Consider the following 14,184-nt stretch of genomic DNA (forward strand, 5'->3'; position numbering starts at 1 on the left):
CGCCGCGGGCACGCAAACGGAACGGGCCGCTCGATGCGGCCCGTTTTTTGTTGCACGACGCGACTGATGCTGCGCGGGTCCCCGTCTACAGGCTCAGCGCCGGCTCCATCAGGCCGTGCTGGCCGGCCAGCCGCGCAAGCGCCACCGTGTCGGTGATCTCCAGCTTCTGGAACAGCCGCGTCTTGTGCGTGCTGATGGTCTTGGCGCTGATGCCAAGCCGGCCAGCCATGACGTCCTGCTTGAGTCCCTGCACGAGCATCATCGCGATCTCGAGTTCGCGCGGCGAAAGCAGGTCGAAGGGCGATTCCGAGCCGCGGTCCAGCCCGGTCAAGGCCAGATATTGCGCGATCCCGCTGGCGAGGTAACGCCGGCCACGTGCAACCGTTCGGACCGCGCGCAGCAGTTCGGTGGCATCGCCACCCTTGCCGACGTAGCCGGACGCGCCTGCTTCCAGCAACCGCTTGGGCAGCGGGCCGTCCTCCAGTACCGAAACGATGATCACGCGCGTGCCGTGGTTGCCCTTGACGATCCGCTCGGTCACTTCCAGCCCGCTCACGCCGGGCAGGTGCAGGTCGCACAGCACCACGTCGGGCTTGAGCGAGCGGATCAGCGGCATCGCGGCCTCGCCGCTTTCGGCGTCGCCGACCACCACGATGTCGACCTCGGCCGACAGGATCATGCGCATGCCGGTACGGACCAGCGCATGGTCGTCCACTAAGAAAACCTTGATCGCCATCGTCTTCCCTGTGATTCCCCCATCCCTGCTCTTCAGGCTACCGGCGGCCCGGGACCCGTGCAACCGCGCCCTGTGCGGCACGGGTCCGGGATCGGGCACACTCGGCCGACCTCCCGCAACCGCAACCGCCATGACATCGACCCGCCTACGCCCGGTATCGACCGCGCTTGCCCTGTCCCTGCTGCTGGCCGCCTGCATGCACTCCGCGGAACCGGCAGCGTCCGCCGTCCCGGCACAACCGGTGGCAACCAGCGACGCGGCGCGCGAGTGGCTCGACGACGTGGGCGCGATCGCCGCGGGCGTTGACAACGCCGCGCGCCGCGCAAACATCCGGCAGCGCCTGGACGCGCTCGGGCTCGAGGTACGCAGCGCCGGCTTCCAAAGCGATCACGGCGACGGCGAGAACCTGCTGGCCGACGTCGCCGGCGAGGCCGACGCGCCGCTGCTGTTGCTGGGTGCCCACTCCGACCGGGTCGGCACCGGCGCCGGCGCCACCGACAACGCCTCCGGCAGCGCGGTCGTGCTGGAGCTCGCCGAGCGGTTCCTCGCCGAACCGCTGCACAACCACCGCGTCGCGGTCGCGTTCTGGGACCAGGAGGAGCTCGGCCTGCTCGGCGCCCGCGCGTTCGTGCAGGCGGGCGGCCCGGCACCCGCGCAATACGTCAACTTCGACGTGTTCGGCTGGGGCGACACGGTGTGGATGATGGCGCCCGACCCGACCCACGCGCTGGTCGCTGCCACCCGCACGGCCGCCGCCGACGCCACGCTGCAACTGTCCGCCGGCAGCGAATACCCGCCCACCGACCACCTCGCCTTCCTCGAAGCGCAGTGGCCGGCGGTGTCGTACTCACTGGTCGGCCGCGACGAGATCGACGGCATCCTCGGGGCCTACGCCGGCAAGCCGCCCGCGACGCCGCCGAAGGTCATGCACGTGCTGCACAGCGAGCGCGACACCGTGTCGCAGCTGGACCCGGAAGCCGCCGCGCGCGGCATCGACGCGATCGAGGCGGCGCTGCGGGCGTGGGATGCGGCCGGCACCAACGGCGGTGCGGCGACCGGCGGCGATTGAGCGCCAATTAGTCGCCTCCGCGTGCACTGCCTACAATGCGCGGGCACGGGCAACGACGGGCTGGGGATGACCGAACACACACCGGACGGGCTGCCGACTCCCACGCGGGACCAGCGGGCCGCCACCGACGCGCTGCGGCCCTGCCACGGCGTCGTCAGGAACCAGCGGGGCGACTGGATCCTGCTGCGCCACGACCTCGTCGTGCAGGCGGCGCTGGACGACGCGGGATTCTCCAGCGCGGTGTCGCGGTACCTGCAGATTCCCAACGGCCTCGACGGCGACCGCCACGCCGCCTACCGGCAGGCGCTGGACCCGTTCCTCGACGCCGCCGCGCTCGAACCTTTCCTCGACGACTTCCGCCGCATCGCGACCGGGCTGGTCGCGTCCTTGCCCCGCGGTGGCAGCGTCGACGCGGTGTCGAACCTGGGCGCCCGGTTCGCCGTGCGCGCACAGAGCGCCTGGCTGGGCTGGCCGGCCGAGCTGGAAGACCGGCTGGTCGACTGGGTGGCCGAAAACCACGCCGCAACCCGCTCCGGCGACCGCGACTGGACGCTGCGCGTGGCCGAGGACTTCGACACGCTGATCCATTCGGTGCTCGACACCCGTCGCGACGGCCAATGTCCGGGCGGTGCACGCGACGTCACCAGCGCACTGATGCGCACGCAGGTCGAAGGCAGGCCGCTGGAGGACGCGGAGATCGTCTCTGTCCTGCGCAACTGGACCGGCGGCGACCTGGGTTCGATCGCCCTGTGTGTCGGCGTGCTCGTGCACCGACTGGCCAGCGACCCGGCACTGCAGCAGCGCCTGCGCGCCGGCGTCGCGGAAGCCGAGTTCGACGCGTTGATCGACGAGATCCTGCGCATCGACAACCCGTTCCTGTCCAACCGCCGCATCACCACCCGCCCGCTGACGATCGGCGGCGTCGACCTGCCGGCGGCGGCCCGGGTGACCCTGCACTGGACGTCGGCCAACCGCGACAGCGCGGTGTTCGGCGACCCCGACGCGCTGGACCCGCAAGCCAACCGCGCCCACAACCTGGTCTACGGAATCGGCCGGCACGCCTGCCCCGGACGGCTGCTGTCGACGCTGGAACTGCGCATCGTGCTGCGCGCGCTGCTCGACGCGACCGCCTCGGTCACCCTCGACCCGGACGACCCCGCCGAACGCGCCATGTCCCCGGCCGGCGGCTGGTCGCGCGTGCCGGTCATCCTGCGCTGAAGGCCGGGTCCGCGGCGTCTGCCGGACCATGCGGGTGGCGGAGAGAGTGGGATTCGAACCCACGGAAGGTTTGACCCTTCGCCGGTTTTCAAGACCGGTGCCTTAAACCGCTCGGCCATCTCTCCGGATGCGTCCCGCGCGCCGACGCGTTGCGCGCGGCGGGCGACATTCTCGCATGGTGCGCGGGGCCGCGCTCAGCGGTTGGCGGCCTTCGGCGTGGCGTCGGTGCAGGGTTTGCCGTCGAGGTCGATGCAGCCCACCCGGGCCGATTCCACCAGGCCCGGCACCTTCTCGGCGAGGTAGTCGATGAACACCCGCACCGCCGGCAGCAGGCCGCGGCGCGAGGCGAACACGGCATGGAAGATGCCCTGCGGCAGGCGCCACTCGGGCAGCACCACCTGCAGCTCGCCGCGGCGCACGGCGTCCGAGCAGATGGTTTCCGGCAGCATGGTGATGCCCACGCCCTGCTTGGCCAGCGCCATCAGCATCGGGAAGTCGAAGCCGGCCACGCGCGGCTTGAGGTCGATCCGTTTGATCTCGCCATCCGGCCCGTGCAGCTCCCAGCGCTGGCGCGACTCGTCCTCGCTCATGCTCAGGGTGATGTGTTCGGCGAGGTCCTCGGGGCGCTCGGGCCGGCCCATCTTGCGCAGGTAGTCGGGGCTGGCGATCAGCAGCTCCTGGATCTGGCCGAAGCTGCGCATCACCAGGCTGCCATCGTCGTCCAGCCGGGAACGCACGCGCAGGGCGACGTCGATGCCCTCGTTGATGACGTCCACCCGGCGGTTGCTGACCTGCAGCTGCACGCGCACCTGCGGGTAGCGGGCGAGGAACTCCGGCAGCAGCTGCGGCATCTGCTGCTGGGCGGTGCCGACCGGCACGCTGACCCGGATCAGCCCGCGCGGCTCCGCGCTCAGGCGGTCCACCACCTCGCGCGCGGCCTGGGCCTCGGCCAGCATCGTCTGGGCGTGGCGATACACGCTCTGGCCGACATCGGTGACGGCGAAGCGCCGCGTGGAACGCTGCAGCAGCCGCACCCCCAGCTCGTTCTCCAGCTGGGTGATGCGCCGGCTCAGGCGCGACTTGGGGATGCCCAGCGCCCGCTCGGCGGCGGCGAAGCCGGAGTGGTCGACCACCATCGCGAAGTAGTAGAGATCGTTCAGATCGTGCACGTTAATTCCAAATTCGGAACATTCCGTGGCATTAGATTCGGTTTATCCCGAAACCGCAACAACCTAGTCTGGCTTCCAACGGGCCACGGCCCCACCGGTCACGAGGGAATCCATGAAACTGCTCCACATCGACTCCAGCATCCTGGGCGACAACTCCACCAGCCGCTCGCTGAGCGCGGCGATGGTCAAGCGCTGGCAGGACGCGACGCCCGGCCTGCGGGTCAGCTATCGGGATCTGGCGGTCACCCTGCTGCCCCACCTCGACGGCGGCTCGCTGGCCGGCGCCGATGCGGACGAGGCGGCGCTGGCCACTGCCCTGATGGACGAGTTCCTCGCCGCCGACGTGGTGGTGGTCGGGGTGCCGATGTACAACTTCAACATCCCCAGCCAGCTCAAGGCCTGGATCGACCGCATCTCGGTCGCGGGCAAGACCTTCAAGTACACCGAGGCGGGCCCGGTCGGGCTGGCCGGCGGCAAGAAGGTGTTCGTGACCGGCGCGTACGGCGGCTTCCACTCGGGCGATGCGCCGACCAACTTCATCGAGCCGTACCTGCGCTTCGTGTTCGGCTTCTGGGGCATCACCGAGGTCGAGTTCATCACCGCCGAGGGGCTGGCGGTGTCGCCGGAACAGCGCGAGGCATCGATCGTCGCGGCGCGCGAGCGGATCGACGGGCCGTGCGAGGCGCTGGCGGCCTGACATCCTCCCGTCTCCCGCAAAGAAAAAGGGCCCGCTCGCGGCCCTTTTTCACGGAGCGACGTCGCGCAACCGTCAGCCGATTCGCTCCAGCCCACCCATCCATGGCCGCAGCACCTCGGGGACGGTGATCGAGCCGTCGGCGTTCTGGTTGTTCTCCATCACCGCGATCAGCGCACGGCCGATCGCCACGCCCGAGCCGTTGAGGGTGTGCACCAGTTCCGGCTTGCCGGTCGCCGGGTTGCGCCAGCGCGCCTGCATCCGGCGGGCTTGGAACGCCTCGCAGTTGGAAACCGAGGAGATCTCGCGGTAGGTGTCCTGGCTCGGCAGCCAGACCTCCAGGTCGTACGTCTTGGCAGCGGAGAAGCCCATGTCGCCGCTGCACAGCAGCATGCGGCGGTACGGCAGGCCCAGCCGCTCCAGCACGACCTCGGCGCAGCGGGTCATCCGCTCGTGCTCGTCGTAGGACTCGTCCGGCCGGCTCACGCAGACCAGCTCGACCTTCTCGAACTGGTGCTGGCGGATCATGCCGCGGGTGTCGCGGCCGTGGCTGCCGGCTTCGGCACGGAAGCACATCGAGTCGGCGGTCATGCGCAGCGGCAGCGCCGCGTCCTCGACGATCTGGTCACGGACGATGTTGGTCAGCGGCACTTCCGCTGTCGGAATCAGGTAACGGCGGTTGTTGGCCGAGGCGGCGTCGCCGACTTCGGTCGCGAACAGGTCGTCCTCGAACTTCGGCAGCTGGCCGGTGCCGCGCATGCTGTCGGCGTTGACCAGCAGCGGGACGTTGGTTTCCTCGTAGCCGTGCTCGCCGGTGTGCAGGTCGAGCATGAACTGGGCGAGCGCGCGATGCAGGCGCGCCAGTTGGCCCCGCAGCACGGTGAAGCGCGCGCCGCTGAGCCGCGCCGCGGTGTCGCCGTCGAGCCAGCCGTTGCGGGCGCCGAGTTCGACGTGGTCCTTCACCTCGAAGTCGAAGCTGCGCGGCGTGCCCCAGCGGTGCTGCTCGACGTTGCCGGACTCGTCGGTACCGGCGGGGACCGACTCGTGCGGCAGGTTCGGGATGCCCAGCGCGATGCCTTCCAGCTCGCCCTGGATCGCCTGCAGGCGGGTCTCGCTGGCCTTCAGCTCGTCGCCCAGCCCGGCAACCTCGGCCAGCAGCGCGGCGACGTCCTCGCCCTTCGCCTTGGCCTGGCCGATCGCCTTGGAGCGACTGTTGCGCTGGGCCTGCAGCTCCTGGGTGTGGACCTGGATCTGCTTGCGCTCGGCTTCCAGCGCCTGCAGCGCCTCCGCATCGAGTTCAAATCCGCGCGTGGCGCGCAGGCGCCCGGCGAGTTCGGTGGGTTGCTGGCGCAGCAGGTTGGGGTCGAGCATGGGAACCGCATCCGGGGTGATCGGGTTCGCGATTATCGCGTGGAATCGCGATGGATGGGCCGCCCGCGCGCCGCCGGCCGACACCGACGGCCATGCGCATGCACAATGGGGCGTCCGTCGACGAGCCGTACCATGCCTGATCCGACTCCCAACCCGTCGCGCTTCCGCCTCGATCTCGACGCATGGCGCCCGTCGCTACGCGCGCTGTGGCTGGTGCTGGCGGCGTTCGTGATCGGCCTCGTGCTGTTTGCGCTGGTGTGGTCCGGCGACCGTGACGACGATGGTTTCTTCCGCGCCGACGGTGCGCCGCCGACGGCCGCTCCGGTCGACTACGAGCCGCTCCCCATGCCGTTGCCGGCGGGCAGCCGCGACGCCAGCGGCCTTGACCCGGACGAGCGCAAACCGGCGGACAAGGTGGTGCAGCAGGAGGAGCCACGGCTGATCGAGCCGCCGCAGCCGGTCGCGGAAGAACCCGCGCCGGCGCCCGCACCCGCACCCGGCGCGCTGAGCCAGCCGCGTCCGATCCCCGGCGCGATGCCGGCGCCGCGCTACCCGCCGCGCGCCCTGCGCCGCGGCGAAAGCGGCACGGTGATGGTGCAGGCGGCGATCGGCCCGGACGGCGTGCCGACCTCGGTCAGCGTGGCGCAGACCAGCGGTTCGCGCCTGCTCGACCGGGCCGCCGTCGACGCGGTCGAGCGCTGGCGGTTCGAGCCGGCGATGCTCGACGGCCGCCCCACCGTCGGCAGCGTGGTGGTGCCGATCGAGTTCGCGCCGGCCGGGCGCTAGGCGAACTCAGCCCGCGCGCAGGCCGAAGCCGATCGAGTCGGCCAGCGTTTCGAAACCGGGGAACGAGGTCGCCACGTTGGCAACGTCGTTGACCCGTACGTCGCCGTCGGCCACCTGCGCCGCGACGGCGAAACTCATCGCGATCCGGTGGTCGCCATGCGCATCGACCTCGCCGCCGCGTAACCGGCCGCCTTCGATCACCGCGCCGTCGGGCTGCTCGTCGACCCGGATGCCCAGCGTCCGCAGCCCGGCGGCCATGGTGGCGATGCGGTCGGACTCCTTGACCCGCAGTTCGGCCGCGCCGCGCACGACGGTGCGGCCGCTGGCGCAGGCCGCGGCGACGAACAGCGCGGGGAACTCGTCGATCATGTCCGGCACCAGCGCCTCGGGTACCTCGATGCCGTGCAGCGGCGCGTGGCGCACGTGCAGGTCGGCGACCGGTTCGCCGCCCTGCTCGCTGCGGTTGTCCTCGCGGATGTCGGCACCCATCGCCCGCAACGCCTGCAGCAGGCCGGTCCGGCGCGGGTTCATGCCGACCCGGCGCAGGCACAGCTCCGACCCGGGCACCACGCTGGCGGCGACCAGGAAGAACGCGGCCGACGAGAAGTCGGCGGGCACCTGCACGTCGGTCGCAACCAGCCGCCCGCCGCCGGTCACCCGGGCCACGCCGGGCGCGAAATCCACCGGCCAGCCGAACGCGGCGAGCATGCGTTCGGTGTAGTCGCGGGTCGGCCGCGGTTCGCGCACGCAGGTTTCGCCGTCGGCATAGATGCCGGCGAGCAGCAGGGCCGACTTCACCTGCGCGCTTGCTATTTCAAGTTCGTAATCAACGGCTTGCAGCTTCTTGTTCCCGTTGATTCTCAGGGGTGGCCGGTCGCCGGCCGCGGTCTCGACCACCGCCCCCATTCGCGCCAGCGGTCCGGTCACGCGGCGCATCGGCCGCTGCGACAGCGATGCGTCGCCGACCAGCACGCTGTCGAAACGCTGCCCGGCGAGCAGGCCGGCAAGCAGGCGCATGCCGGTGCCGGAGTTGCCGCAGTCCAGCACCCCGGCGGGCGCCTGCAGGCCATGCAGGCCGACACCGTGGACGATGCGGCGCTGCGGGTCCGGGGTCTCGATGCGCACGCCCATCTGCGCGAACACGCGGGCGGTGGCGCGGGTGTCCTCGCCTTCGAGGAAACCGTCGATGCGGCTGCTGCCCTCGGCCAGCGCCGCCAGCATGATCGCCCGGTGCGAAATCGACTTGTCGCCCGGAACCTGCAGCTCGCCGCGTAGCGGGCTGCCGGGCGCGGCGATCCAGTCCTCGCGGCTGGCCTGCGTGCTGCTCATGCGGCCACCGCGTCGAGTGCGGCCAGCAGCCGCCGGTTCTCGTCGGCCGTGCCGACGGTGATGCGCAGGAACCCGGGCAGGCCGTAGCCGGCCATCGGCCGCAGCACCACGCCGGCGGCGACCAGTGCGGCCTCGACAGCGCCGGCGGCGCCGAACTCGACCAGCAGGAAATTGGTCTGCGACGGCAGCACCCGCCAGCCTCGCGCGGACAAGGCTTCGGCGAGGGCGGCGCGCTCGCGGGCGTTCCAGTCGCGCACCTGCTGCAGATGATCGACATCGGCCAGCGCAGCCTCGCAGGCAGCCAGCGCGGGGCCGTTGACGTTGAAGCTCTCGCGCAGCCGCTCCATCACCGCGACCAGGCCGGGCGCCGCCAGCAGGTAGCCGCAGCGCAGGCCGGCCAGGCCGTAGGCCTTGCTGAAGGTGCGAGTGATGACCAGATTCGGATGCCGCGGCAGCAACCCGGTCCCGCTGGCGTAGTCCGGCGCGTCGGCGAGCTCGGCGTAGGCCTCGTCGAGCACCACGATGACGTGCTCCGGCACCCGGGCGAGGAACCCGGCCAACGCCTGGCCGTCGAACCAGGTCCCGGTCGGGTTATTGGGACTGGCCAGGTACACCAGCCGGGTGGCGGGGCCGATCGCATCCAGAAGTGCGTCGAGGTCATGGCCCAGCGGCATCGCCGCATCGAGTGGCAGCGCATCGGCAACGCGCAGCGTCGCGCCGACGGCCTGCGCCGCCAGCGCGAACACCGCGAATCCGTAGCGCGGGTAGACCACCTCGTCGCCCGGCCCGGCGAACACCTGCGCCAGCTGCATCAGCAGTTCATGGGAACCGTTGCCGAGCAGGACCTGCGAAGCGTCCACGCCGTGCCGCTCGCCCAGCGCACGCTTGAGGCCGGCCCCCAGCGGGTCGGGATAGCGGTGCAGCATGTCCAGCTGGCGAAGCACCGCCTCGCGCGCGGCGGGCGACGGGCCCCACGGGTTCTCGTTGGAACCGAGTTCGACCAGCGCGTCGCCGAAGCGCCGGCGCAGCGTCACCAGGTCATGGCCGGGGTCGTAGGCGCGCAACCCGCGGATGCCGGGCCGGGCGCGGGCCGCGAACGACGCTTCGCCGTGTTGCGTTTCATCGGTCATCAGGGTGCCCGCGTCGCTCACACGATCGCCACCGGATAGGAGCCCAGCACCCGCACCTCCTGCGCGAACTCGGCGAGCTCATCCAGCGCCCGCCGCATCGCGTCCTCGTTGGCATGCCCGCCCACGTCGATGAAGAACGCGTACTGCCAGCGCCCGGTGTGGCCGGGACGCGACTCGATGCGGTTCATGCTCAGCCCGTGGCGGGCGAACGGCGCCAGCACGTGGTGCAGCGCGCCCGGCTGGTCCTTGATGAACACCAGCAGCGAGGTGCGGTCGTTGCCGGACGGCGGGAACAGCTCGCGGCCGAGCACCAGGAAGCGCGTGGTGTTGTCCGGCCGGTCCTCGATCGGCCCGGCGACGTTCTTCAGGCCGTACACCGTGGCCGCGCTGATGCCGGCGATGGCCGCGGCGTCGTCGGCATTGCGGGCGCGCCGGGCGGCCTCGGCATTGCTGGCCACCGGGATCTTCTCGGCATCCGGCAGGTACTGCCGCAGCCACGCCTTGCACTGCGCGAACGACTGCGGATGCGAGTACACCCGCTCGATGTCCTCGATCCGGCCGCCGCGCGACAGCAGGTGCTGGTGCACGCGCATCTCGACCTCGCCGCAGATGCGCACGCGGGAGGTCAGGAACATGTCGAGGGTCGACTGGATCGTGCCCTGGGTGGAGTTCTCCACCGGCACCACGCCGAAGTCGGCCGCGCCGGATTCGACCTCGCCGAACACCTCCTCCAGGCTGACCAGCGGCAGCCCGTGGATCGAGTGGCCGAAGTGCTTGTAGACGGCCTGCTGCGAATGCGTGCCCTCGGGGCCGAGGAAGCCGATCTTGAGCGGCTCCTGCTGGGCCAGGCACGCCGACATGATCTCGCGGAACAGGCGCACCAGCGCGCCATCGTCGAGCGGTCCCTCGTTGCGGTCGACCACCCGCCGCAGCACCTGCGCCTCGCGCTCGGGCCGGTAGTAGTCGATCGCCGCGGCCAGCTCGCCCTTGGCGCGACCGACCTGGCCCGCGAACTGCGCGCGCTCGGTGATCAGGGCCTGGATTTCACGGTCTATGCCGTCGATGCGCTCGCGCAGGGCCTGCAGTTCGGGGCTGGCGGGCGTCGCGGCGGTGTTCCGGGGCTCGTCGGCCGCGGCGGCTTGGCGGGGGTGGTCGGTACTCATTTACGTTCCGGGCGGGATGCGTGGGGTGGGCGCTACAGGCACGCGCCGGATGACCGGCACGCCGCCCCGAGGATGACACGCCGCCGCGCCTCCCGGGTACGCCGGAACGGCGCGTTCGCCATTCCGCCATTCCCGGCCGTCATCAGCCGTGGCGCTTCTGGAAATCGCCCATGAACGCGACCAGTGCCTGTACGCCCTCCTCGGGCATCGCGTTGTAGATCGACGCCCGCATCCCGCCGAGCGCGCGGTGGCCCTTCAGCGCGATCAGCCCGGCCTCCTTCGCCTCGGCGAGGAACGTCTTGTCGAGCGCATCGTCGTGCAGGAAGAACGGCACGTTCATGCGCGAGCGTGCCGCCACCGCGACCTCGTTGCGATAGAACCCGCCCGAGCCGTCGATCGCGCCGTACAGCGCCGCCGCCTTGCGTGCGTTGCGCCGCGCGAACTCCTCGACGCCGCCCTCGGCCAGCATCCACTTGAACACCAACCCGGCCAGGTACCAGTTGAACGTCGGCGGGGTGTTGAGCATCGAGCCGGCCTGCGCATGGCGGGCGTAGTCGAAGATCGGTGCGCGTGCGTGGCCGGTGCGCTCGAGCAGGTCGCGGCGGACGATCACCACGCTCACGCCGACCGGACCGAGGTTTTTCTGCGCGCCGGCGTAGATCACCCCGTAGCGCGACACGTCGAGCGGCCCCGCGGCGATGCTGGAACTGAAGTCGGCCACCAGCGGCGCGTCACCGACATCGGGCGTGTGCTGGAACTCGACGCCGTGGATGGTCTCGTTGGCCGTGACGTGGACGTACGCCGCGCCATCGGTGAGCCGCCAGTCGGTCGCCGGCGGAATGTCGCGGAAGCCGCCGCCGTCGCCATCCGCGGCGACGTTGACCGCCACGTAGGGCTGCGCCTGCTTGATCGCGGTCTTGCCCCAGTGACCGGTCACCACGTAGTCCGCCACCTGGCCCGGCGCGGCGAGGTTGAGGGCGAGCAAGGCCTGCTGCGTCGTCGCGCCGCCGGACAGGAACAGCACCGCATGGCTGTCGGGAATCGACATCAGCGTGCGCAGGTCGGCCTCGGCCTCGGTCGCGACCTGCATGAACTCCGGCCCGCGGTGGCTCAGCTCGATGATCGACGCGCGGGCGCCGCGCCAGTCGAGCAGTTCCTCGCCGGCCTGGCGCAGTACGGATTCGGGCAGGGTCGCGGGGCCGGCACTGAAGTTGTACGCGCGGGTCATGCGGGGAACTCCGTCAGAAAGGTCGGGAAGGTCGTATCGCCACCCGCCGGGATTCAGCGGGTGCCGAACATCAACAGCAGGGTCAACGCGCCGGCGATCAGCAATGCGGCCAGCAACAGCCACGGGATGCGGCGCATCGACGAGGCGACTGGCGACGGTTTCGTCGCCGCGGCGTCGGTACTATCGGTATCGTCGACGGGGACCGGCTCGACCGCCGCGCCCGGCGACATCGGCGCCTCGATCACGAAGCGGTGCTGGCCGCCGAACACCAGCTGGTCGCCGGGCTGCAGGAGCCCCTCGCCCACCGGATGGCCGTTGACCACCACCGTCCCGCCGCCGAGATCACGCAGCACGAGGCCGTCCTGGTGCGGCTCCAGCCGCGAGTGGCGATCGGCGATCCCCGGTCCGTCGAGGCGGATATCGCATTCCACGTCGTGCCCGACCTCGCGCGCATGGTCGAGGCTGAAGCAGCGCCCGTGCGACGGCCCGCCGATGCCGCGCAGGACCGCCCGGCGGTCGCTCTCGCGCACGATCGGCACGCCCTGCGGCATCGGTTCCGGCGCGGGGCCGAGCAGCACCAGCTCAACCGCTTCGACGTGGATCGAATCGCCCGGCCGCAGCATCGCCATCTGCCGCACCGGGCGGCCGTTGACGTGCACCGCGCCATCGGCGGCACGCGACTGCAGCCACACGCCACGGCGGTCGACGCAGAACTGCACCAGCGCATCCTCGCGTCGCTCGACGCGGTCCAGCCGCCCTGCTCCCGAATGGCCGAACGCGTGGACGCCCCGGCCAAGGGCCAGGTCATCGCGGTCGTGGTCGGGGAATCGCAGGCTGATGGCATTCACGCGGGCAGAATCTAGCACGCCCCCGACACCCCGCCCACGGGCTGTGAACCGCCGCCGGCGCACCGCACAATGGGCCGTCCAAAGGAGGCGCCCATGGCAAGCATCGACATCCAGCATCCGCACACCCTGCCCCCCGCGCACGCGCGGCAGGCGGTGCAGGACGTGGCCGACAAACTCGTCGACCGGTTCGGCATGGAGTGCCGCTGGAACGGCGACATCCTCGATTTCACCCGCACCGGTGTCGACGGGCGCATCGCGCTGTTGCCGGGGCAGTTGCACGTCACCGCGCAGCTGGGCTTCCTGCTGGGCGCGATGAAGGGCCCGATCGAGGCGGAGATCCGCCGCATCCTCGACGAGCGGTTCTGAGCACTACCGGCAACTTGCCGGGACGTGCCGCACCTCACTTCGCGTTGCCGGTGCCGCACGTATATTGCGCGGACCTTCCGGCCCACAGGTAGAACCAGGGAATGCCGACCATCCCCTTCGTCGTGACCATGCTGGTGATCGCCCTCCTCCTCGGCGCGGCCGCAAGCGCCTGGCTGTGGCGCGTGCAATGCCGGCGCTGGGTGGTGGAAGCCGGCCTGAAGACGCTGGCGGCGATGCGCTGGCGCGAGTTCTCGCGGTTCGTGATCGAAGCGCTGCAGGCGCAGGGCTTCGAGGCCAGCCGGCTGGAACCGGCGGCCGACCGCGGGCAGAAGGCCGACCTCCTGCTCAACCGCGACGACCAGACCTGGTTGCTGACCTGCAAGCAGGGTGTCGACTACCGCATCGACCGCACGATGGTCGAAGACCTGCGGCAGGCGGTGCGCGCCAGCGGTGCCAGCGGCGGCATCCTCGCGACGCTCGGCCGGATCGAGCCGGATGCGCGCCGCAACGCCGGCGGCATCGAGCTGCTCGATGGCCCGATGCTGTGGACGCTGATCGACCCGCTGCTGCCGCCGAGCGTGCACAAGGACCTCGTTGCCGGTGCGCGGCGCCGGATGTGGCGGGCGATGGTGCTCGCGTGGATCGCGGCGCTGGTGCTGGGCCTGGCGCTCGCCCTGTTGCTGGCGCGGCACGCCACGCCCGATGCAAGCGTTTCCGCCCCGTCCGCAGCCACCCCGCAACCGGCCTCACCCGCAGCCACCGCCGATGTACCGGCCGCGACCTCCGCACCGGCGGCGACCCCGGACGCACCGGCCGAACAGCTCAGCGAAGACGAGCAGCGCGCCCGGATCGAGCGCGACGTGGGCGCTCTGCCAGGCGTCATCGAGGCAGGCTGGGCGACCCGGTCCACCCTGGTGGTGCAGCTGATGCCCGATGCCACCGAGGCCCACATCGACGGGATCTGCAGCGTGATGGAGCGCAGCCAGGCACTGGGCGCATCCCGCGTGCAGCTGCAGCCGGCGCCGTCCACCGGCCAGCCGGTGCGCTTCATGCAGTGCCGACCCTATTGAGGCGTTT

14 protein-coding genes and 1 tRNA gene are annotated in these 14,184 nt (G+C 71.2%); 6 read left to right on the forward strand and 9 right to left on the reverse strand.

Annotated features, from left to right (window positions below):
* Window positions 1–85: 85 nt before the first annotated feature.
* Window positions 86–736, reverse strand: coding sequence for a response regulator (locus N799_RS00315; protein ID WP_036206203.1), 651 nt, complete (start codon window positions 734–736; stop codon window positions 86–88).
* A gap of 130 nt (window positions 737–866) precedes the next feature.
* On the opposite strand from N799_RS00315, the gene N799_RS14140 reads away from it, so the two are divergent.
* Window positions 867–1,805, forward strand: a complete 939-nt coding sequence (locus tag N799_RS14140; RefSeq protein WP_052100823.1) for a M28 family peptidase — start codon at window positions 867–869, stop codon at window positions 1,803–1,805.
* A 66-nt stretch (window positions 1,806–1,871) separates the two neighbouring features.
* Window positions 1,872–3,023, forward strand: coding sequence for a cytochrome P450 (locus tag N799_RS00325; protein WP_036206206.1), 1,152 nt, complete (start codon window positions 1,872–1,874; stop codon window positions 3,021–3,023).
* Between the two features lie 35 nt (window positions 3,024–3,058).
* Here the strand turns inward: N799_RS00325 and N799_RS00330 are convergent.
* A tRNA-Ser gene (locus N799_RS00330) sits at window positions 3,059–3,148 on the reverse strand.
* A 69-nt stretch (window positions 3,149–3,217) separates the two neighbouring features.
* Window positions 3,218–4,192, reverse strand: coding sequence for a LysR family transcriptional regulator (locus N799_RS00335; RefSeq protein WP_052100827.1), 975 nt, complete (start codon window positions 4,190–4,192; stop codon window positions 3,218–3,220).
* A gap of 112 nt (window positions 4,193–4,304) precedes the next feature.
* Here N799_RS00335 and N799_RS00340 point away from each other — a divergent pair, with 112 nt between their 5' ends.
* Complete coding sequence (locus tag N799_RS00340; protein WP_036206208.1) at window positions 4,305–4,889, forward strand: FMN-dependent NADH-azoreductase; 585 nt, start codon at window positions 4,305–4,307, stop codon at window positions 4,887–4,889.
* A gap of 72 nt (window positions 4,890–4,961) precedes the next feature.
* On the opposite strand, the gene serS is transcribed toward N799_RS00340, so the two are convergent.
* Window positions 4,962–6,257 carry a serine--tRNA ligase gene (gene serS / locus N799_RS00345; RefSeq protein ID WP_036206211.1) on the reverse strand — a complete coding sequence of 432 codons (1,296 nt, stop codon included), beginning with the start codon at window positions 6,255–6,257 and terminating at the stop codon, window positions 4,962–4,964.
* 132 nt (window positions 6,258–6,389) lie between these two features.
* On the opposite strand from serS, the gene N799_RS00350 reads away from it, so the two are divergent.
* On the forward strand, window positions 6,390–7,043 hold the full coding sequence (locus tag N799_RS00350; protein ID WP_036206213.1) for an energy transducer TonB: 654 nt from the start codon (window positions 6,390–6,392) through the stop codon (window positions 7,041–7,043).
* A gap of 6 nt (window positions 7,044–7,049) precedes the next feature.
* Here N799_RS00350 and aroA read toward each other — a convergent pair whose 3' ends face one another.
* The 5 genes from aroA to N799_RS00375 all read right to left on the reverse strand — a co-directional run bounded on the left by aroA (window position 7,050) and on the right by N799_RS00375 (window position 12,741).
* On the reverse strand, window positions 7,050–8,372 hold the full coding sequence (gene aroA / locus N799_RS00355) for a 3-phosphoshikimate 1-carboxyvinyltransferase (RefSeq protein ID WP_036206215.1): 1,323 nt from the start codon (window positions 8,370–8,372) through the stop codon (window positions 7,050–7,052).
* A complete protein-coding gene (hisC, locus tag N799_RS00360; protein WP_052100828.1) occupies window positions 8,369–9,523 on the reverse strand; it encodes a histidinol-phosphate transaminase in 1,155 nt (384 codons plus the stop codon). Before hisC ends, aroA begins: the two co-directional genes overlap by 4 nt.
* On the reverse strand, window positions 9,520–10,665 hold the full coding sequence (pheA, locus tag N799_RS00365; RefSeq protein ID WP_036206217.1) for a prephenate dehydratase: 1,146 nt from the start codon (window positions 10,663–10,665) through the stop codon (window positions 9,520–9,522). The genes hisC and pheA overlap by 4 nt, the downstream gene beginning before the upstream one ends.
* A gap of 142 nt (window positions 10,666–10,807) precedes the next feature.
* The gene (gene serC / locus N799_RS00370; protein WP_036206221.1) at window positions 10,808–11,893 is read right to left on the reverse strand and encodes a 3-phosphoserine/phosphohydroxythreonine transaminase; all 1,086 of its coding nucleotides are present in this window, start codon (window positions 11,891–11,893) and stop codon (window positions 10,808–10,810) included.
* Between the two features lie 53 nt (window positions 11,894–11,946).
* A complete protein-coding gene (locus tag N799_RS00375; protein ID WP_052100831.1) occupies window positions 11,947–12,741 on the reverse strand; it encodes an FHA domain-containing protein in 795 nt (264 codons plus the stop codon).
* Between the two features lie 93 nt (window positions 12,742–12,834).
* Between N799_RS00375 and N799_RS00380 the strand changes: the two genes are divergently transcribed.
* Window positions 12,835–13,107 carry a polyhydroxyalkanoic acid system family protein gene (locus N799_RS00380; RefSeq protein WP_036206224.1) on the forward strand — a complete coding sequence of 91 codons (273 nt, stop codon included), beginning with the start codon at window positions 12,835–12,837 and terminating at the stop codon, window positions 13,105–13,107.
* A 101-nt stretch (window positions 13,108–13,208) separates the two neighbouring features.
* A complete protein-coding gene (locus N799_RS00385; protein ID WP_036206226.1) occupies window positions 13,209–14,177 on the forward strand; it encodes a restriction endonuclease in 969 nt (322 codons plus the stop codon).
* Window positions 14,178–14,184 lie beyond the last annotated feature (7 nt).

The sequence above is a fragment of the Lysobacter arseniciresistens ZS79 genome (assembly GCF_000768335.1).
GTDB classification, from domain to species: Bacteria; Pseudomonadota; Gammaproteobacteria; order Xanthomonadales; family Xanthomonadaceae; genus Novilysobacter; species Novilysobacter arseniciresistens.

Coding starts and splice junctions, on each gene's coding strand:
- N799_RS00380 (WP_036206224.1), top strand. CDS start 12,835: ATGGCAAGCATCGACATCCAGCATCCGCACACCCTGCCCCCCGCGCAC.
- N799_RS14140 (WP_052100823.1), top strand. CDS start 867: ATGACATCGACCCGCCTACGCCCGGTATCGACCGCGCTTGCCCTGTCC.
- serC (WP_036206221.1), bottom strand. CDS start 11,893: ATGACCCGCGCGTACAACTTCAGTGCCGGCCCCGCGACCCTGCCCGAA.
- pheA (WP_036206217.1), bottom strand. CDS start 10,665: ATGAGTACCGACCACCCCCGCCAAGCCGCCGCGGCCGACGAGCCCCGG.
- aroA (WP_036206215.1), bottom strand. CDS start 8,372: ATGAGCAGCACGCAGGCCAGCCGCGAGGACTGGATCGCCGCGCCCGGC.
- serS (WP_036206211.1), bottom strand. CDS start 6,257: ATGCTCGACCCCAACCTGCTGCGCCAGCAACCCACCGAACTCGCCGGG.
- N799_RS00385 (WP_036206226.1), top strand. CDS start 13,209: ATGCCGACCATCCCCTTCGTCGTGACCATGCTGGTGATCGCCCTCCTC.
- N799_RS00315 (WP_036206203.1), bottom strand. CDS start 736: ATGGCGATCAAGGTTTTCTTAGTGGACGACCATGCGCTGGTCCGTACC.
- N799_RS00350 (WP_036206213.1), top strand. CDS start 6,390: ATGCCTGATCCGACTCCCAACCCGTCGCGCTTCCGCCTCGATCTCGAC.
- N799_RS00325 (WP_036206206.1), top strand. CDS start 1,872: ATGACCGAACACACACCGGACGGGCTGCCGACTCCCACGCGGGACCAG.
- N799_RS00340 (WP_036206208.1), top strand. CDS start 4,305: ATGAAACTGCTCCACATCGACTCCAGCATCCTGGGCGACAACTCCACC.